We start from the raw sequence: 19,145 nt of genomic DNA on the forward strand, positions 1-19,145 counted from the left end.
AAGGCGCCGGAGAGAGCGCTGCTCGCGATAAGACGGTGCCTGCCGACGGCGGTGCCGGAGCCTGGGGAAAACGTTCTGCACGAATGCGTTTTCGGATTTCGAGAACCGTGAGCAGAGCCATGCCTGTCATCCGCAAGATCATGCCGACCGAGCTGCCCCAGTACCGGGCGCATCTTCTCCGCCTCGACCGCACGGACCGTTATGCCCGCTTCGCCGGCACCCTGTCGGACGAGGCGGTGGAGCGGCATTGCACCGCCATCGACTGGGGACGGACGGTGATTCTCGGCGCGTTCGAGGACGGCGTGCTGCGCGGCGCCATCGAACTGTGCGGCGACCGCCTCCTCTGGCCCGAACAGGCTGAATTCGGCATCAGCATCGAGTCGGAATTGCAGGGCAAGGGTGTCGGCAGCACGCTGGTCCGCCGCATCCTGACCGTCGCCCGCAACCGCGGCATCCGCCATGTCCATATGGTGTGTCTGGCGGAAAACTCCCGCATGCGCGCCCTGGCCCGCCGGTTCGGCGGACGGCTGGCGCTCGATGGCGGCGAGATCACCTCGATGTTCGAGCTGCCGGCGCCCAACCAGTTCTCCATCGCCCTGGAAGCGCTGGAGGACGGCAGCGGCGCCTTCAACAGCATCCTGGCGGGCAACGCCATTCAGTCCCGTCTGTTCACCCGCCCGCCGCGGGAGCGGATGGCTGCCTGACGGCGATATCCGCCGGCCGGTCGTCTGTGATCCTGTGTTCTTTCCGCCGCGTCCGTCCTTCCTGATGGGGGCGGGCCACTCAGGCGGTTGAAATTCGCTGCCGGATCGCGAAACTCCGGCCCACGCGCGGTGCGGTTGCCGCGCATGGAATTCGGCGGGTGCGACAATGGGTGAGACGAAGAACGGGACGGTGACCGGTGCGGCGGAGACCACGCCGGCCCGGTGGCAGTTCTGGGTGGACCGCGGCGGCACCTTCACCGACATCGTCGGCCGCCGGCCGGACGGGTCGGTCGTGACCCACAAGCTGCTGTCGGAAAATCCGGAGCGCTATGCCGACGCCGCCGTCCAGGGCATCCGAGAGCTTCTGGGGCTGAAGCCGGGCCAGCCGATCCCGCCGGACACGGTGGAGGTGGTCAAGATGGGCACCACCGTCGCCACCAACGCCCTGCTGGAACGCAAGGGCGAGCCGTCCGTCCTGCTGATCACCGAAGGTCTGGCCGACCAGCTGCGCATCGGGCATCAGGCCCGCCCGAAGATCTTCGCCCGCCGCATCGATCTGCCCGACCAGCTCTATTCCCATGTGGTGGAGGTGCCGGAACGGGTGATGGCCGATGGCCGCGTGCTGAAGCCGGTCGATCTGCATGCCGTGCGCCGCGGACTGGAGGAGGCCTATCGCCGGGGCTTCCGCGCCGCCGCCATCGCGCTGATGCATGGCTACCGCTATCCGGAGCATGAGCGTCAGGTCGCCTCGCTGGCCCGTGCGGTCGGCTTCACCCAGGTGTCGGTCAGCCATCTGGTCAGCCCGCTGATGAAGCTGGTCGGCCGCGGCGACACCACGGTGGCCGACGCCTACCTCTCCCCCGTGCTGCGCCGCTACGTCGACCGGGTCGCCAACGACCTCAGCGTCGATGGCGCGCCGGTGCCGCTGATGTTCATGCAGTCCAACGGCGGCCTGACCGACGCCCGCCGCTTCCAGGGCAAGGACGCCATCCTGTCCGGTCCGGCCGGCGGCGTGGTGGGCGCGGTGCGCACCGCCGGCATGGCCGGATTCGACCGGGTCATCGGCTTCGACATGGGCGGCACCTCGACCGACGTGTCGCATTATGCCGGCGAGTATGAGCGCGCCTTCGACGCGGTGGTGGCCGGCGTACGGGTGCGCGCACCGATGATGCACATCCACACGGTGGCGGCCGGCGGCGGTTCGCTTTGCGTCTTCGACGGCACCCGGTTCCGCGTCGGGCCGGACAGCGCCGGTGCCAACCCCGGCCCTGCCTGTTACCGCCGCGGCGGGCCGCTGACCGTCACCGACTGCAACGTGATGGTCGGCAAGATCCAGCCGCGCTTCTTCCCCAATGTCTTCGGCCCCAACGGCGACCAGCCGCTGGATGCCGAGGTGGTGAAGGCCCGCTTCACCGAACTGGCCGCCACCGTCAATGCCAAGCTCGGCACGGCGATGACCCCGCAGGAGGTCGCCGAGGGCTTCCTGCGCATCGCCGTCGACAACATCGCGAACGCCATCAAGAAGATCTCGGTCGAGCGCGGCTATGACGTCACCGGCTATACGCTGAACGGCTTCGGCGGGGCGGCGGGTCAGCATGTCTGCGCCGTCGCCGACGCGCTGGGCATGACGCGGGTGTTCCTGCACCCGCAGGCCGGCGTGCTCTCCGCCTACGGCATCGGGCTGGCCGACACCGTCGCCATCCGCGAACGCGCGGTCGAAGGCCCGCTGAGCGACGCCGTGGTCGACCGTCTGACCATGCTGTTCACCGATCTGGAAACCGAAGGGCGGGCGGAGCTGACCCGCCAGGGTGTCGATGCCGGGCGGCAGGCGATCAACCGCCGCGTCCATCTGAAGGCCACCGGCTCCGACACCACCCTGACCGTCGCCTTCGGGTCGAAGGTGGCGATGACCAAGTCCTTCGAGGAGGCGCACCGTCGCCGCTACGGCTTCCTCACCCCCGGCACCGCGCTGGAGGTGGAGTCGGTGACGCTGGAGGCGGTCGGCCTGACCGACGTGCTGGAGGATCCGGAGCTTCCCGCCACCACCGCGGTGCTGCCGCGCCGGCTCGCCACCGTCGCCATTCACAGCGCGGGCCAGCGCCGCGAGGCGCCGCTCTACGACCGCCGTCAGCTTCAGCCCGGCAACCGCGTCGTCGGTCCGGCGATCCTGGCCGAAGCGGTCTCCACCACCGTGGTCGAGCCCGGCTGGATGGCGGAGGTCACCCGCAAGAACCATCTGGTGCTGAGCCGGCTGGAGCCGGCGGCCCAGCGTCAGGCTGCCGGGGTCAAGGGCGGGGCGAAGGTCGATCCGGTAACGCTGGAGGTCTTCAACAACCTGTTCATGTCCATCGCCGAGCGGATGGGCGTGACGCTGGAGAAGACCGCCCGGTCGGTGAACATCAAGGAGCGTCTGGACTTCTCCTGCGCCCTGTTCGACCGCGACGGCGGCCTGATCGCCAACGCCCCGCACATGCCGGTCCATCTGGGATCGATGGGCGAGAGCGTGCGGGCCGTCATCCAGCGCCGCGGCGGCACCTTCACCGCCGGCGAGAGCTTCGCGCTGAACGACCCCTATCACGGTGGAACTCATCTGCCGGACATCACCGTCGTCTCGCCGGTGTTCGACGAGGCGGGCAAGGAGCTGCTGTTCTTCGTCGCTTCCCGCGGGCACCATGCCGACGTCGGCGGCATCACCCCCGGCTCGATGCCGCCGGACAGCAGGACCATCGCCGACGAGGGCGTGCTGCTGGACTGCGTGCCGCTGGTCGAGAACGGCCAGTTCCGCGAGCAGGAGATGGTAGAGCTTCTGCGCTCCGGCCCGCATCCGGCGCGCAACCCGGCGCAGAACATCGGCGACCTCAAGGCGCAGGTCGCCGCGAACGAGCAGGGCACCCGCGAACTGCACCGCGTCGTCCGCCTGCACGGCCTGTCCACCGTCATCGCCTACATGCGCCACGTCCAGGACAATGCCGAGGAGCAGGTCCGCCGCGCCATCGGCGTGCTGAGCGACGGCGACTTCGCGGTGACGCTGGACAATGGCGCGGTCATCAAGCTGCGGGTGTCGATCGACCATGGCGCGCGCTCGGCCATCGTCGATTTCTCCGGCACCAGCACCCAGCTGACCAACAATTTCAACGCCCCGTCGGCGGTCTGCCGGGCGGCGGTGCTCTATGTCTTCCGCTGTCTGGTGGACGACGAAATCCCGATGAACGAGGGTTGCCTGCGCCCCATCGAGATCGTCATTCCGCCGGGCTCGATGCTGTCGCCCAATCCGCCCGCCGCGGTGGTCGCCGGCAATGTCGAGACCAGCCAATGCATCGTCGACGCCCTGTTCGGCGCGCTGGGGGTGATGGCGTCGGCCCAGGGCACGATGAACAACACCACCTTCGGCAACGAGTGGCATCAGTATTACGAGACGGTCTGCGGCGGGTCGGGCGCCGGCAACGGCTTCAACGGCACCGACGCCGTGCAGACCCACATGACCAACTCGCGCCTGACCGATCCGGAGGTGCTGGAATGGCGCTTCCCGGTGCTGGTGGAGAGCTTCCGCATCCGTCGCGGCTCTGGTGGGGCAGGGCGCTGGCGCGGCGGCGACGGCGTGATCCGCCGCCTGCGCTTCCTGGAGCCGATGACCGCCGCCATCCTCGCCAACCACCGCAAGATCGCCCCCTTCGGCCTGAAGGGCGGTGCCGACGGTGCCGTCGGCCGGACCTGGGTCCAGCGCACCGACGGCAGCGTGCAGGAACTGGCCTCCCAGGACAGCGCCGCAATGCGGCCGGGCGACGCCCTGGTGGTGGAAACGCCGGGCGGCGGCGGGTACGGGGCCGCGGGGTAAAGGGAAAAGTTGGGGGCGGCCGAGACAGGTCCTCGCCGCGCCCCTTCACTCCGCCCGGTGCGGCGCCACGATGCCGAAGCGGTGCATCTGCCGATGGACGGTCGAGCGGTCGACCCCCATCGCGCGCGCCGTCGCCGATATGTTCCAATGGTGGCGCCGCAGCGTCTCGCGCAGCCGGGCGGCCGGGTCCTCGTCCGTCGCCACCGTCCGCGCTTCTTCCTCGGGCCAGGCCCGGAACAGGCCGCTGTGCTGCACCGGCTCCGGAATGTCGCCGAGGTCGATCAGCCCGCCGTCGCCGACCGCGCAGGCATAGTCCAGCGCATTCACCAGTTCCCGCACATTGCCCGGCCAGCCATGGCCGCGCAGGGCCGCCAGCGCCGCCGGGGTCAGGCGGTAGCCGATGCCGTCGCGCTCCGCCCGCTCGGCCAGCAGCCGTTCGATCAGCCAGTCCAGGTCGCCGCGCTGGCGCAGGGGCGGCACGGTGAACACCGCGCCGTTGAGACGAAAGTACAAATCGTCGCGGAACTGTCCGGCCTTGACCAGTTCCACCAGATCGCGGTGGGTGGCGCCGATGACGCGGACATCCACCGACACCGCCTTGGTCCGGCCGATCGGCGTCACCTCGCGCTCGGCCAGCACGCGCAGCAGCCGGGTCTGCGACGACAGCGGCATGTCGCCGATCTCGTCCAGGAACAGGGTGCCGCCGTCGGCTTCCAGGATCAGCCCCTTCTTGCCGCGCGCCGTCGCTCCGGTGAAGGAGCCGGGCTCGTAGCCGAACAGCTCGCTTTCGATCAGGTTCTCCGGCAGGGCTGCGCAATTGACGGCGACGAAGGGCTTGTTGCGGCGGATGCTGGCCTTGTGCAGGGCCTTGGCGAGATGCTCCTTGCCGGTGCCCGTCTCGCCGTGGATCAGCAGGCTCATGCGGGTGTTGACCAGCTTGGCCGCCCGTGTCAGCACCGCCTTCAGTGCCGGATCGCCGCCGGACACAACGCGCAGCGACTCCGGCAGCGGGTCGCCGCCATGGTCCGGCGTGTGGCTGCGCGGCAGCGACACCGCGGGGGGCGGCATCGCCTGGGCGAACAGCGGCAGTCCGGTGCGGCGCAGGCGCAGCGTGCGCTGCTCGGTCGGCAGCGAGCGGACGAAATGGACCAGATCGTCCACCTCGCAGTCGAACAGTTCGGCGAAGGAGCGGCCGAGCGGTGATGCCCCGTCCTCTGCCAGCAAATCGTGGGCCTTGTGGTTGAAGCCGACCACACGCCCGCCGGCGTCCAGCGCCAGGACGAAGTCGGGGTCGACCTCCGCGAACTCCTGCGATGCCGACAGTTTCAGCACCCAGTCGCGGCGGAAGTTGTTGTAGAGATTGGCGGTTTCGATCTTGTGGACATAGGCGCGCACCATCTGCAGCGCCAGATACTGGCTGATCTTCGGCTCCGGCGAGTGCAGGGCGGAGATGTCCAGCACGGCGGCCAATTCGCCTCCGCTGTCGAAGACGGGGGCCGCGGTGCAGGTCAGCGGGATGTGGGTGGAGTCGAAATGGTCGGTCTGGTGCACGGTCAGCGCCTGGGCGGTGGCGATGCAGGTGCCGACCGCGCAGGTGCCGGCATGCCCCTCGTTCCAGTCCGACCCGAGATACAGCCCGGCCCGGCGCAGATGGTTGTCGAAGGTCGGGTCGCCGATGAAGTCCACCGTGACGCCGTTGCTGTCGGTCAGCAGCAGGACATAGCCCATGCCGGCGACCTGCCGGTACAGCGCCTCCAGCCCGAAGCGGGCCATGCGCAGGAACTCGTCCATCGCGTCGCGATGCTCGCGCAGCCGTTCCTGCGGCAGGATGTGCGGCTCCCGCCCGACGGTGGGGTCCAGCTTGTGGTCGGCGACGCAACGCCGCCACGAGTTTTCGATGATCGGATCGCGCGCGGACCGCAAGCCAGCAGAGATACGGCCGGTGGAGACACGGACGAGTTCATCGATGTGGGCCGCGCGCGCGCTGTCCATGGTCGTGCCTCCCGCACTCAATCGTCCGTTTGTTCCGCGAACATATTGGGACGGACAATATCAACCGGCCGGCCCGATAGGCAACATGTGCAAAAGCATCAGACCGTTCCACCGGCTGGCCGCCGCCCATTGCCTTGGCATGCCGGCGTATGACCTCTGCTTTTGGTTATCCTGCCATGGCATGACGTTAAGGACATTTGCACAAGTAAGGTCGCATGCTCCATAAACGGGCAGGGATCGCCGGGGGCTTTCGATTTGCGGATTCTGATCGTCGACGATTCACCGCGCCACCTGACCATGATGGTGTACGAGCTGAACAAGCTCGGCTACGCCACCAGCGTGGTCAACAACGGCGCCGCCGCCATCGAGGCGGTGGCGAACGAGCGGTTCGATGTGGTGATGGCCGACATCCGTCTGGACGACATGACGGGGCTGGAGCTGTGCTGGCACCTGCGCACGGCCCAGGGGCTCCGTCACCTCTACCTGATCCTGATGATCCCCGGCAGCATGACCGACCAGTTCCACGAACTGGTGGAGGCCGGCGCCGACGAGTTCCTGCGAAAACCTTTGGACTGGAAATGGACGGCGGCGCGCCTGCTGGCGGCCTCGCGCGTCGTGGCGATGCAGCGCGACCTGGAGCGGCTGGCGACCACCGATGCCCTGACCGGCGCCATGAACCGCCGCCGCTTCCTGGAGAGGGGGGCTGAAGAGTTTACCCGCTCGCGACGATACGAGCGCCCGCTGTCGGTGGTGATGCTGGACATCGACCATTTCAAGCGGGTCAACGACAGCTATGGCCACGCCACCGGTGACGAGGCGATCCGCAGCACGGTGCGCGCCTGCAAGGACAGCTTGCGCGCCTGCGATCTGATCGGCCGGCTGGGTGGCGAGGAGTTCGCCGTGGTGATGCCGGAAACCCCGCCCGTGAACGCCTTCGCCGCCGCCCAGCGCCTGCGCCAGGCGATCGCCGCCCAGCCGGTGAAGCGGGAGGACGGCGGAGAGCTGTTCCTGACCGTCAGCCTGGGGCTTAGCTGGCTGACCGGCAGCGACACCGGTGTCGAACCCCTGCTGGCCCGTGCCGACGCCGCCCTCTACCGCGCCAAGAACGCCGGCCGCAACCGTGTGGAGGTCGAACCGCAGATCGCACTGCCGAGGTCGATGCAGGGGTAGGGGAAGCCACCGGTTCCCCGAAGTTGCCGATCCGCAGTCCACGCTGCGTCAAGCTGAGAGTCCGCAAAGAAAAACCCCCTGGCTTCCTTCCGAAAACCAGGGGGTTCTCTATGATGGTAGCAGCGGAGGGATTTGAACCCCCGACCAAGGGATTATGATTCCCCTGCTCTACCACTGAGCTACGCTGCCATCGTGTTCGCCGTTGTTGGCGTTTCCGCCGCCGTGGCTACCATCGTGTCCCGTCGTTGCCGCCGGGAGCCGCTATATAGGATAGGGCGACTTGGCCTGTCAACGTGGAATTTTCGGGGGGTGCGATTTTTTTTGGCCGACCGGCGGAAAGTCGCATAACCCCCTGATTCAGGCCACCGTTTCCCCCGCTCCCACAAGCTTGGCCGCATCCTCGCCCACGCCGCCGGCGGTGGCGGAAATCCAGCCGCCGCCCAGCACGCGGTCGCCCTGGTAGACGACGCAGGCCTGGCCCGGGGCGATGCCGTGCTGGGGTTCCAGCAGTTCGACCTGCGCAGTGCCGTCCGGGCCGGCGCGCCACAGGGCAGGGGCGGCCGGCTGGGCGGAGCGGAGCTTCACCGACACCTCGATCCCGGTGCCATCGGCCATATTTGGGGCCATATCGGGGCCCAGCCAGTTCACGTCGCGCACCATCACCAGCGAGCGGGCGAGGTCGCGGCGAGGGCCGACGACGACGCGGCGGCGGGCCGGCTCCAGGCGGACGACGTAGAGCGCCTCCTCCTCCTGGCCGCGGATGCCGCCGATACCCAGCCCCTTGCGCTGACCGACCGTGTAGTGGACGACCCCCTTGTGACGGCCAAGAACGCGGCCATCGACATGGACGATGTCGCCGGGCTCGACGGAGCCGGGGCGCAGCTTCGCCACCACCTCGGCATAATTGCCGTTGGGAACGAAGCAGATGTCCTGGCTGTCGGGCTTGGCCGCCACCTCCAGACCGTGGCGTTCGGCCAGCGCGCGGGTTTCCGGCTTGGTCAGGCCGCCCAGCGGGAAGCGCAGGAACTCCAACTGCACGCGCGTGGTGGCGAACAGGAAATAGCTCTGGTCCTTGGCGGGGTCGACGGCGCGGTGCAGTTCGGCGCCCTGCGGGCCGGCGATGCGGCGGACATAATGGCCGGTGGCGAGCGCGTCGGCGCCCAGGTCGCGGGCGGTGTTCAGCAGGTCGCGGAACTTGACGCGCTGGTTGCAGCGCACGCAGGGGATCGGCGTTTCGCCGCGCAGATAGCTGTCGGCGAAATCATCCATCACGTCCTGGCTGAAGCGGCCCTCGTAATCCAGGACGTAATGCGGGATGCCGATGCGGTCGGCGACCTGACGGGCGTCGTAGATGTCCTGGCCGGCACAGCAGGCGCCCGGCTTCTGCAGGGCGAGGCCGTGGTCGTAAAGCTGCAGCGTGATGCCGACGACGTCATAGCCCTCCTCTCGCAGCACGGCCGCGGTGACGGAGGAATCCACCCCACCGGACATCGCGACGACGACGCGGGTGTCCTGGGGGCGCTTGGAAAGACCGAGGGAGTTCATGGCGCCCTATATAAGGCGGGCAGGCGCCCGGAAAAGGCAGGAATGCGCAGCAGAGTAAATACAAGCGGCCGCCGGGTGCCGCAGCGCGCGGCGCCGTCCCGGCGGCCGGAACAGGGTTCCCCCGAACGCTTACTTCATCGCGTTGTTGCTGCCGCCCGGCAGGCGGACGACAAGGCCGTCCAGCTCTTCGGTCATGATGATCTGGCAGCCCAGGCGCGAGGTCTTGGTCAGGCCGAAGGCGAGGTCCAGCATGTCCTCCTCATCCTCCTGCGCATCCGGCAGGACGTCGAACCACTCCGGCTCGATCACGACATGGCAGGTGGAGCAGGCCAGCGAGCCCTCGCAGGCGCCTTCCAGATCCAGGCTGTTCTTGTGCGCGATCTCCAGCACGGACAGGCCGAGCGGGGCTTCCACCTCGCGGCGGGTGCCGTCGGTCTCGATGAAGGTCATCTTGGGCATGGGGTCCTCGTTCTTTTACGGTTGCCTAGCGATTTAAAGGGCGATTGTAAGAAAACTGTGAATCACCGCCGCGGGGTCGTCCGCGCGGCACGGCGGTCGCGCACCTCGGCGGCCAGCGCCTCCAGCCGTTCCAGCCTGGCCAGGATGCGGGACGCACCGTCGGCGGCCGGCGGGCTGTCGGGTGTCGACGCCGCCTGCGCCTTACGGAAGGCGGGAGCGAGATACTTGATGCAGGCCTCGACCCGCTGGTTGAGGTCCAGCCCGATGCGGTCCAGCTCCAGCACGTCGTTGGCACGGGCCAGCCGGGCCGCGAGGTCGGCGATCTCCTCGTCGCCGTCCTCGTCGCCATCGGCCGGTGTGCCGCCGATCAGCTCCAGCAGCGCATGGGCGCGGCGGATGGGGTCGCGCAGCACCTCATAGGCGTCGCGCAACGCCTCGACCTGGGCCTTGGCGTTGGCCTGTTGGCGCGGGCCGCGGGCGGCGAAGCGCTCCGGGGCCATGGCGCGGGTGAAGCCGGCATGCTGCTTCGACAGCTGCTCCAGATCGATGTCGAAGCGGCGCTCCAGCCCCAGCCGGGTGAAGGGGTCGAGCGGCCGCGGCGGCTGTACCGCGCCGCAGGCATGGCAGAACAGGGCGCGTGGCGCCACCGAGCGGCCACAGATGCCGCAGGGCTCCAGATCGCCGGCGATGGTTCCGGAAATGCCGCCGCTGCTGTTGCCGGGCGGACCGGATTTGGGCGGGCCGGATTTGGAGCTGGTCATGCGCGCAGTCCGTCAAAACGCCGAGAGGCTCGGCCGATGGGATGGTTTACCCGACATGAGGCCCCTGTCGTCACGAAGGCCGCTGTCACGAAGGCCGCCTTCCGCGGCGGTCATACCGATAAGCCGCATCCGGCGCAATGCGCGAATGCGGGCTTTCCGGGCCGAGGACAGATCGTCGCGCAGCCATGGCGGGTAACAGGCGGGATCAGCCATCCGCGGGCGCGCTTCGTCGCGCCATCGCGGTCCAGGCCGTCAGGAAGCGGTCAACCGTTTCGTCGTCGCTGGTCCAGCCCAGGCTGACCCGGATGGCGCTGGCGGCGGACCGGTCGTCCTCGCCCATCGCCGCCAACACATGGGATGGCTTCACCTTGCCGCTGGAGCAGGCCGATCCGGCGCTGACCGCCACGCCGGCGAGGTCCAGCGTCATCACCTGGGTTTCGCCGGGCAGGCCGGCCAGCATCAGGCAGCTGGTGTTGGCGACCCGCGCCGCACCGGCCCCCATCGCCCGGGCGCGCGGGATGGCAGCCAGCGCCTCCCGCTCCAGCCGGTCGCGCAGGGATGCGAGGTCGGTGGCCTCCGCCAGCCCGTCCAGCGCCAGCCGGGCTGCGGCGCCGAAGCCGACGATGCCCAGCAGGTTCTCGGTGCCGGCCCGCTTGCGCCGTTCCTGCCCGCCGCCGCGGATCAGCGCGTCGGGTTCGAGCCCCTCCGCCAGGATCAGGGCGCCGACGCCGGTCGGTCCGCCCAGCTTGTGGGCCGATAGCGTCATCAGGTCGACGCCGAGATCGCGCAGGGACAGCGGCATCCGTCCGGCCGCCTGCACCGCGTCGCAGTGGATCAGCGCGCCATGGGCGTGGGCGATCCGGGCGGCGTCGGCCACCGGCTGGATCACACCGGTCTCGTTGTTGACCAGCATCAGGGAAACGAGCGCCTGATGGGCCGCCGCGGCCAGCCGGCGCTCCAGCTCGTCCAGGTCGGCGACGCCATCGCGGTCCACGCCAAAGCGCCCCGCCCCGGGCTGGGCGGCCAGCACCGACTCATGTTCGATGGCGGAGGTCAGCGTGCGGCGGCCGGGGAAGCCGCGGAGCGCAAAGTTGTTCGCCTCCGTCCCGCTGCCGGTGAACAGCACCTGGGCCGGCTTTACGCCCACCAGCGCCGCCACGGCGGCACGCGCCTCCTCCACCGCCCGGCGGGCGCTGCGGCCGAAGGCGTGGACGGAGGACGGGTTGCCGACCAGATCCATCGCCTGACCCATCGCCGCCCTGACCTCCGGCTTCAGCGGAGCGGTGGCGTTGTGATCGAGATAGACGCCGGTCCGCCGGAACGGGGCAACAGACGGGGCAACGGGCGGTGAAGTCACTTTTCAGGCACGCTCAAGGTGGAAGGCCAATCTCGCTCTGCCGGATCACTCGGCAGCGGCGACGGCGGCGCTGTCGGCGGCCGGGGTCGGGCGCAGCAGGTTCAGGCCGCTGGTGCCGATGATCCGCCGTTCCACCACATCGGCGACGGTGACCGAGCTGAGATACATATGGATCTGGTTGCCCAGCTCTTCCCACAAATCGTGGGTCAGGCAGCGCGAGCGGTTGGTGCGGCAGCCCTGCGGCGTGCCGTTGGCGCAGCGGGTGGTGCGGATCGGCTCGTCCACCGCCAGGATGATGTCGGACACCCGGGTCGCATCGGCCGGATGGGCAAGCAGATAGCCGCCGCCGGGGCCGCGCACGCTCTTGACCAGACCACCCTTACGCAGCTTGGCGAACAGCTGCTCCAGATAGGACAGGGAAATCTCCTGCCGCTCCGCGATGTCGGCCAGCGCGACCGGGCTGCCCTGGCTGGTGGCGGCCAGATCGACCATCGCCATCACGGCATAGCGTCCCTTGGTGCTGAGTCTCATCGCGATTCTCCTTGCGCTTCGTGCATCCCATTTGCGCGGGACGCCACCGTCTCTGGCGGTGTGGGTGTTGAACGGGGGAGGGCAGCGGGCGGACGATCCGCCTCCAACTCGCCGACACGGGCCTGCAGCGCCGTCATCTGGTCGAGCAGGCCGGTCAGCGCGCGGGCCACCGGGTCGGGGATGTCGCCGCAGGGTGTGCCGTAGGGCATGAATTTGCGGGTTTCGGCGCGGTCGCGCGCCACCACCGGCTTGGCCGGGATGCCGACCACCGCGGTGTCGGCCGGGACGTCGGCCACCACCACCGCATTGGCGCCGATGCGCGCCCCACGGCCGATGGTGATGGCGCCCAGGATCTTGGCGCCGGCGCCGACGATGACGCCGTCGCCCAGCGTCGGATGGCGCTTGCCGGGATTGAGTGAGGTGCCGCCCAGCGTCACCCCATGATAGAGCATGACGTCGTCGCCGATCTCCGCCGTCTCGCCGATCACGACACCCATGCCGTGGTCGATGAAGAAGCGGCGGCCGATGGTGGCGCCGGGATGGATTTCGATGCCGGTCAGCGACCGGGCGATCTGCGAGACCAGGCGGGCGGTGGTGTGCAATCCGGCGTCGCGGGCGCGCCGGGCGATGCGGTGGAGAATGATCGCGTGCAAGCCGGGGTAGCAGAGCGCGACCTCGAGCCGGGACCGCGCGGCGGGATCGCGCGCCATGATCCCATCGATCTCTTCGCGAAGATGCTTGAACACGCCATCACCCGCCGTGGTATAGTCCGCCGCTCTCATCGGCCGCCCGTGCCCGGTTTCGGCCTGTCGGACCCTTGCGGTTCAGGACCTTCCGGTCCGGAACCTCGACGGCTCCGACCGGTAGGGACCCGGACTTATCGATGGGTCCGGCTAGCGCTGGAGCCGATCGGGCGGGTCAGGCGGGTTGTCCCGGAGGACGTTAAGACGCATATATGATGACCAAGCAAAACGGTCAAGAATTGTGTGCGGAAAACCCCACTCCAAGACGGGAAAATCCGTGACGGGCCGGACGGCCCGTGCGCCGGGGCGGTTTGCCGGATGAAAGTCCGGCCGGTCGTCGCGGCGGTTCCAACAACCCTTTGTCCGCGTCAGGAACGTCGTTCCCATGCCTGAAGTGCTCTTCAACGGTCCCGCCGGTCGCCTGGAAGGCCGTTACACCCACGGCAAGCAGCCGAACGCCCCGGTCGCGCTGCTGTTGCACCCGCACCCGCAGCACAATGGGACGATGAACAACAAGGTGGTCTTCACCCTGTTCCAGTCGTTTACCAAGCGCGGCTATTCGGCGCTCCGCTTCAACTTCCGCGGCGTCGGGCGCAGCCAGGGCACCTACGACAAGGGGGAGGGCGAGCTGGCCGACGCGGCGGCGGCGCTGGATTGGTTGCAGACCTACAACCCCAACGCTCCGGTCTGCTGGATCGGCGGCGTGTCGTTCGGCGCCTGGATTGGTATGCAGCTGCTGATGCGCCGTCCTGAGATCGACGGCTTCGTGTCGGTTTCGCCGCCTGCCAACCTGTTCGACTTCTCGTTCCTGGCGCCGTGCCCGTCCTCGGGCCTGATCATCAATGGCGACAAGGACGAGGTGGTGCCCCAGGCCGCTGTGACCAAGCTGGTGACCAAGCTGTCGCATCAGAAGGACATCCGGATCGACCACCGCGTCGTTCCAGGCGCCAGCCACTTCTTCGTCAACCGCACCGACGATCTGGCGATCCAGGTGGACGATTATCTGGACAAGGCGCTGGGCAATCCCATCGCGGCGGTGGCCGAGTAAGCAGGATCAAGCAAGGGAAAGCGGGGGAGGGGGCAATCGCCCCGGACCTCCCCATCCCCTCATTGTTCGCAGCCCAGGACCCACACGTCGTAGATCGGGTTCTCCATCGCCGACAGGGCGGGGCTGGAGGCGAACATCCAACCACTGAAGACCTGTTCCGCCTGCTCGCCGGGCTTGATCTCCGTCACTTCCAGGAAGGCGGCGGATTCCGGCGTCTCGATCGGCGGGTTCTCGCGGCAGGCGCGCAGTGTGATGCGCAGGCTGCTCATAGCCTTGGTCTCCCCGACCTTCATGGTGAAGGTGGAGGTGCGGGCGGTCACCTTGTCCAGCCATTGCAGCTTGGCCGCCGGCCGTTCGATCATCTGGCTCGGCACCGGAGCGGCCTGGACGGCCACGGACGCCAGCAGCGCCGCGGCACCCAGCAGGCCGGCGGCCGGCCGGAGAAGGTTGGGCCAGAGAAAATTGGAAAGTCTCGTCACGTCGCATCGCTTCCGTAGTTGCGGACGGCACCCCATGGCAAGACTCAGCCTGTCTGCGGGAACTCTGCCGGGGCGCTCCGCCTTCTATCCCGGAAGCGGGGTCAGCGTCTAGTGGCGGGGACGCCGGGGTGCGTCGTGCGGAATTTGCGGGTCAGCGCGTCACGGTGCTGCGCGACGCCGGCGCGCTGTAGGTGGCGCCGGACCCGCTCTGCGGCGTGGCGTTGCGGTCTTCGATCTTCTGGGTCGCCGCACCGGCGCCGGCACCAGCCGCCGCTCCGACCACGGCGCCCACCGGCCCGCCAACCACGGCACCGGCCGCAGCACCGCCAAGTCCGCCGGTGGCCGACTTCTCTTCCATGTCGGCGCCGCAGGCGGCGGTCGCCAGAGCCAGGCCGAGGGCGGCCAAATGGAACAGACGCATCGCGTTCCTCCTGCTTCGTGATCCGGCGGCAAGGTCCATCCGGACTGGAGAAGGAACGCTTGGGCGCGGCCGTCGGTTCCGGCCACGCCCAGGGTTGGAAATCACAGCTGGTTGGAAATCACAGCTCGTTGGACATCACAGCTTCGGCGGCTGGGCCGGGGCCTGTCCGGGGGGCTGGCCCTGCTGGCCGTTGGCCTGGTCGCCCGACTTACTCATGCTCTGCAGCGAGAAGATGACCTGACCCAGCAGCTGTTCCAGGCCCGGCGTGCTCTGGGTGAACTCGATCTTGCCGTTCGGCTTGATGGCGTCGGGATCGCCGCCCGGCTCCAGCGACAGGAACTTGCCGCCCAGCAGGCTTTCCGAGGCGATGACCGCCGCGGTGTCCTTCGGCAGCTTCACCGAATTGCCGACCGACAGGTGGACCACCGCCTGATAGGTGGTGGGGTCGAGCGTCAGCCCGGTGACCGTGCCGACCTTCACGCCGCTGATCCGCACGTCGGCGCCGCTTTGCAGGCCGGTGATGCTGTTGAAGTTGGCGGTGACGTCATAGCCCTGCACCTTGCGCAGGTCCGCACTTTTGTAGGCGAAGGCAAGGAACACGGCTGCCACGGCGAGCACGACGCCGCCAAGCACGGTCTCAATCACATTCCGGCGCATAGAGCTATCCTGCTGCGAATTCCCGAATCGAAACCCGGCCCGCATGGGGGCCGGGCTTTCCGCTCCGCTTTCCGTTCCGGCCCGATGGCCGGTTCCGGTTTGGATCAGCTCGGAGTCCAGGGCTCGTAATCGCCGGTGGCCGGCACGCGCTGCCCGCCGGCCAGCACATGGCCGGGCGGACGGTAGGCCTGGACCGAGCCCGACATGTTGGGCAGATGTTCCTTCTGCCACGGCTTGTGATAGGCGCTCGACCCCTCGGGCAGCGGCTCCTTGGTGGTGTGGTGCAGCCACCCGTGCCATTCCGGCGGGATCTTGGAGGCGTCGGGCTCACCGGCATACAGGACCCAGCGGCGCTCGCGCGTGCCGGGCTTGGTGTCCTTGTTGCGGTAATAGACGTTGCCGAAGCGGTCGCTGCCGACCTTGGCGCCCCGACGCCACGTGACGTAACGGATGTGAATGTTCGCCAGTTTGGTGAACAGGGAGATCGGCTCGCTCATCGTCGCTCACGAATTCCGGAGTCTGGCCCCGCGGAAACGGGGCTGGTCGAATGCGGGCCGCACTATGACACCGCAAGGCCCGCGCGTCCACCGTTGGTGAGGCCCAAGCTGCCCACAGGGTGGAAAGAGGGGAGCTATTGCAGGCGGGTCGCGGCGATCTTGGCCGTATCGACCGGGGTGGCTGTGCAGCCGCCCAACGTTGGACCGACCGGAAGCTCGCCGAAGGCTGCCAGCGCACCCTCCGCCTTCAGCCGGCCGACGAATCCGGGATCCACCCCACGGGCGACCCAGGCGAATCCGAGCCAGGTGGACCGCACCGGCTCCCCCCCGGCCCGCACCATCGCCGCCATCGCCTCGGCATCGCTGGTGCCGGGGGAGAAGACCGCCAGCATCAGGCCGTCGGTCGTGTCGGGCAGTGCTGCGCGTTGCAGCGACAGCCCCATCAGCCCGGCCCAGACCAGCAGGATGCCGCCCAGCAGCGCCGCGGCAAGGCCGTGGCCGATGGGAAATGCGGCGGAGGGGGCGGGGCTGTCGCTCATGGGTGTATATCTTACGCCTTTGCCTCGGCCGCCGCCAGCGACGGGGCGGGCTTCTCGGCGATCGGCCAGTGGACGATGGTCGCGAACATCGCCAGCGCCACGCCCAGCCACCAGACGACGTCGTAGGACCCCGTCCGCTCATACAGCACGCCGCCGAGCCAGACGCCCAGGAAGCCGCCGACCTGATGGCTGAAGAAGGCGAAGCCGTAGAGCGTGCCCATGTAGCGGGTGCCGAACATCAGCGCGACGAGGCCGGAGGTCGGCGGTACGGTGGACAGCCACAGCAGGCCCATCACTGCGGCATAGGCGATCACCGTCACCGACGAGATCGGCAGCAGGATGAAGATGGCCGTCGCGATGCCGCGCGAGAAATAGTTGGCGCACAGCAGGTAGCGTTTGCTGACCTTGCCCGCCAGGATGCCGGAGGCGTAAGAGCCGATAACGTTGAACAGGCCGATCAGCGCCAGCGCCCAGGCGGCCAGCGTCGGGCTGATGCCGGCGGCGGTCAGGTAGGGCGGCAGGTGGGTGGTGATGAAGGCCAGCTGGAAGCCGCAGACGAAGAAGCCGGCGACCAGCAGCACATAGCTGCGGTGCTGGAAGGCCTGCCGCACCGCGGCGACGTAGCCGATGTTGGCGCCGGTCACCGCCGGGGTGCCGCTCGCCGTCATGCCCTTCGGGCCGGGGAAGACACCCGCCAGCAGCGGCACCGCGATCATCGAGGCGGCCAGCAGCAACAGCGCGGTCTGCCAGCCGAAGCCGGCGATGAAGGCCTGACCCATCGGCGCGAACAGGAACTGGCCCATCGACCCGGCGGCGGTTGCGATGCCGACCGACCAACTGCGCTGTTCCGGCGGCAGCAGCCGGGTGAAACCGGCGATGATGATGCCGAAGGAGGCGCCGGACAGGCCGAGCCCGATCAGCACGCCGGCGGTCAGGTACAGCTCGACGCTGGTGGTGGCATAGGGCATCAGCGCCAGCCCGGCGGCATAGAGGATCCCGCCACCGGCCAGCACGGGGGCCGGACCGTAGCGGTCGGTCAGCGCCCCGGCGAAGGGGCCGCCGGCGCCCCACAGGATGTTCTGGATCGCCATCGCCAGTGCGAAGACGTCGCGGCCCCAGCCGCGGGTTTCCGAAAGCGGGCCGATGAACAGGCCCATGCTGGACCGCGGTCCGAAGGCCAGCATCGAGATCAGGCAGCCGCAGACGACGACGAGTGCGGGCGTCCTCCAGGAGGGCGCCGGTGCAGGGGTAACGGTGGTCAAGGCATCCTCCCGGATCCGGGCGCCGCTGCGGGGTGCCGCTGCGCGCCGGTGTTATGGAACTGCTCTGCCTGCGACGATAGGCGGGCCTCAACAGTTCGGCAAATTCATAATCGGCAATCAGGTCATTCCGCAGCGGAATGCAGGAAGGGATGTTCGTCCATCGCATGCTTGGCTGCTGTGCACTCGGGCAGGCGTCCGGCCGCCAGTTCACGCCGAAGCGCCTCCTCCAGCCGGTCGAAGACCGAGGCGATGCGTCCGGCCGTCCGCGACTGGATCAGCCAGATCGTCACCGACATCCGGAAGTTGGGAAGGTCGAGCGGGCGCACCGCCGTCGCATCGGGGATCGGCGCGATCAGCCCCATCGGCGCCAGGCCGAAGCCGACGCCGCGGGTCACCAGCGAGACCAGCAGGCTCTGGTCGTAGGCCTCCACCGTCACGTTCGGCTGCAAGCCGAGCGGCGCCAACGCCTGCTGCAACGCCTCGCGGTAGCGGCAGCCGTTCGGCTGCAGCACCCAGCCGCGCCGGTTCATGGCGGCGAGATCGCTGGATGCGTCATTGGGAGAGGCGATGATGTTGACCGGTTCGGTGCCGATCCGGCGGACCGGCAGGTCGTCGGGCGGCATCTGCCCCTCGCACAGCAGGATCACCGCGCCGTCCAGCGTGCCGGCGCGGACCTGCTCGATCAGCGGGTTGCTCCAATCCGAATGCAGCCGCAGGGTCAGGCCGGGAAATCCGGCGCGCAGCTCGTCCAGCGGGCGTCCGGTGGCCAGAGCGGTCAGCACATGGGCCATCCCGAGCCGCAGCAGCCCGCGCGGTTCGGCCGACCCGGCGAACGCGTCGGCGAAGTCGCTGGCCGCCGCCAGGATGCGCCTTGCATGGGCCAGCGCCAGTTCGCCGTCGCGGGTCAAGGCCAGCGGTTTGGTCTGCCGGTCGAACAGCACGACGCCAAGCTCCGCCTCCAGCCGCTGGATCAGCCGCGACACGGCAGACTGCGTCAGCCCCAGCCGGTTGCCGGCCTCCTGCACCGACTGCGCATCGGCAACGGCGATGAAGGTGCGAATCTCGTTGAGCTTCATGGGGCGGCCATAAGGTCGGGTGGGGTGTACACCGGCAGGACGCGGCACTGCATCTTCGCGTCTGGTGTA

The 19,145-nt window shown here is 68.8% G+C and carries 18 protein-coding genes and 1 tRNA gene; 4 read left to right on the forward strand and 15 right to left on the reverse strand.

What is annotated here, in order from left to right:
* The first annotated feature begins 119 nt into the window (after positions 1–119).
* On the forward strand, positions 120–704 hold the full coding sequence (locus CRT60_RS26080) for a GNAT family N-acetyltransferase (RefSeq protein WP_098739435.1): 585 nt from the start codon (positions 120–122) through the stop codon (positions 702–704).
* 166 nt (positions 705–870) lie between these two features.
* Positions 871–4,539 (forward strand): hydantoinase B/oxoprolinase family protein, encoded by a 3,669-nt coding sequence (locus tag CRT60_RS26085; RefSeq protein ID WP_098739436.1) that lies wholly within the window; start codon positions 871–873, stop codon positions 4,537–4,539.
* A 45-nt stretch (positions 4,540–4,584) separates the two neighbouring features.
* On the opposite strand, the gene CRT60_RS26090 is transcribed toward CRT60_RS26085, so the two are convergent.
* A complete protein-coding gene (locus CRT60_RS26090; protein ID WP_098739437.1) occupies positions 4,585–6,531 on the reverse strand; it encodes a sigma-54-dependent Fis family transcriptional regulator in 1,947 nt (648 codons plus the stop codon).
* A gap of 255 nt (positions 6,532–6,786) precedes the next feature.
* Here CRT60_RS26090 and CRT60_RS26095 point away from each other — a divergent pair, with 255 nt between their 5' ends.
* Positions 6,787–7,701 (forward strand): GGDEF domain-containing protein, encoded by a 915-nt coding sequence (locus CRT60_RS26095; protein WP_098739438.1) that lies wholly within the window; start codon positions 6,787–6,789, stop codon positions 7,699–7,701.
* Between the two features lie 114 nt (positions 7,702–7,815).
* Here CRT60_RS26095 and CRT60_RS26100 read toward each other — a convergent pair.
* The 7 genes from CRT60_RS26100 to epsC all read right to left on the reverse strand — a co-directional run bounded on the left by CRT60_RS26100 (position 7,816) and on the right by epsC (position 13,136).
* A tRNA-Met gene (locus CRT60_RS26100) sits at positions 7,816–7,890 on the reverse strand.
* Positions 7,891–8,058: 168 nt separating this feature from the next.
* A complete protein-coding gene (gene mnmA, locus CRT60_RS26105; RefSeq protein WP_098739439.1) occupies positions 8,059–9,246 on the reverse strand; it encodes a tRNA 2-thiouridine(34) synthase MnmA in 1,188 nt (395 codons plus the stop codon).
* A 129-nt stretch (positions 9,247–9,375) separates the two neighbouring features.
* Positions 9,376–9,705 (reverse strand): ferredoxin family 2Fe-2S iron-sulfur cluster binding protein, encoded by a 330-nt coding sequence (locus CRT60_RS26110; RefSeq protein ID WP_098739440.1) that lies wholly within the window; start codon positions 9,703–9,705, stop codon positions 9,376–9,378.
* A 62-nt stretch (positions 9,706–9,767) separates the two neighbouring features.
* Positions 9,768–10,466 (reverse strand): molecular chaperone DnaJ, encoded by a 699-nt coding sequence (locus CRT60_RS26115; RefSeq protein ID WP_098739441.1) that lies wholly within the window; start codon positions 10,464–10,466, stop codon positions 9,768–9,770.
* A 205-nt stretch (positions 10,467–10,671) separates the two neighbouring features.
* Complete coding sequence (locus CRT60_RS26120; protein ID WP_098739442.1) at positions 10,672–11,823, reverse strand: cysteine desulfurase family protein; 1,152 nt, start codon at positions 11,821–11,823, stop codon at positions 10,672–10,674.
* Positions 11,824–11,868: 45 nt separating this feature from the next.
* Complete coding sequence (locus CRT60_RS26125; RefSeq protein ID WP_098739443.1) at positions 11,869–12,354, reverse strand: Rrf2 family transcriptional regulator; 486 nt, start codon at positions 12,352–12,354, stop codon at positions 11,869–11,871.
* Positions 12,351–13,136 (reverse strand): serine O-acetyltransferase EpsC, encoded by a 786-nt coding sequence (gene epsC, locus CRT60_RS26130; RefSeq protein ID WP_098739444.1) that lies wholly within the window; start codon positions 13,134–13,136, stop codon positions 12,351–12,353. Before epsC ends, CRT60_RS26125 begins: the two co-directional genes overlap by 4 nt.
* A gap of 346 nt (positions 13,137–13,482) precedes the next feature.
* Between epsC and CRT60_RS26135 the strand changes: the two genes are divergently transcribed.
* Positions 13,483–14,145 (forward strand): alpha/beta hydrolase, encoded by a 663-nt coding sequence (locus tag CRT60_RS26135; RefSeq protein WP_098739445.1) that lies wholly within the window; start codon positions 13,483–13,485, stop codon positions 14,143–14,145.
* A gap of 59 nt (positions 14,146–14,204) precedes the next feature.
* Here CRT60_RS26135 and CRT60_RS26140 read toward each other — a convergent pair whose 3' ends face one another.
* The 7 genes from CRT60_RS26140 to CRT60_RS26170 form a co-directional block, all read right to left on the reverse strand.
* Positions 14,205–14,624: a DUF2155 domain-containing protein gene (locus CRT60_RS26140; RefSeq protein ID WP_244592764.1), complete on the reverse strand. Its 420-nt coding sequence runs from the start codon at positions 14,622–14,624 to the stop codon at positions 14,205–14,207.
* 151 nt (positions 14,625–14,775) lie between these two features.
* Entirely contained in the window at positions 14,776–15,045 is a 270-nt protein-coding gene (locus tag CRT60_RS26145) for a hypothetical protein (protein ID WP_098739446.1), read from the reverse strand.
* A gap of 135 nt (positions 15,046–15,180) precedes the next feature.
* A complete protein-coding gene (gene mlaD, locus CRT60_RS26150) occupies positions 15,181–15,702 on the reverse strand; it encodes an outer membrane lipid asymmetry maintenance protein MlaD (protein ID WP_098739447.1) in 522 nt (173 codons plus the stop codon).
* 104 nt (positions 15,703–15,806) lie between these two features.
* The gene (locus tag CRT60_RS26155; protein WP_098739448.1) at positions 15,807–16,199 is read right to left on the reverse strand and encodes an NADH:ubiquinone oxidoreductase subunit NDUFA12; all 393 of its coding nucleotides are present in this window, start codon (positions 16,197–16,199) and stop codon (positions 15,807–15,809) included.
* A gap of 134 nt (positions 16,200–16,333) precedes the next feature.
* Positions 16,334–16,738 (reverse strand): hypothetical protein, encoded by a 405-nt coding sequence (locus tag CRT60_RS26160; RefSeq protein WP_098739449.1) that lies wholly within the window; start codon positions 16,736–16,738, stop codon positions 16,334–16,336.
* A gap of 11 nt (positions 16,739–16,749) precedes the next feature.
* On the reverse strand, positions 16,750–18,000 hold the full coding sequence (locus CRT60_RS26165; RefSeq protein WP_098739450.1) for an MFS transporter: 1,251 nt from the start codon (positions 17,998–18,000) through the stop codon (positions 16,750–16,752).
* Between the two features lie 122 nt (positions 18,001–18,122).
* On the reverse strand, positions 18,123–19,076 hold the full coding sequence (locus tag CRT60_RS26170) for a LysR family transcriptional regulator (protein ID WP_098739451.1): 954 nt from the start codon (positions 19,074–19,076) through the stop codon (positions 18,123–18,125).
* Positions 19,077–19,145: the final 69 nt, after the last annotated feature.

It is taken from the genome of Azospirillum palustre (assembly GCF_002573965.1).
In the GTDB taxonomy this organism is placed as follows: Bacteria; Pseudomonadota; Alphaproteobacteria; order Azospirillales; family Azospirillaceae; genus Azospirillum; species Azospirillum palustre.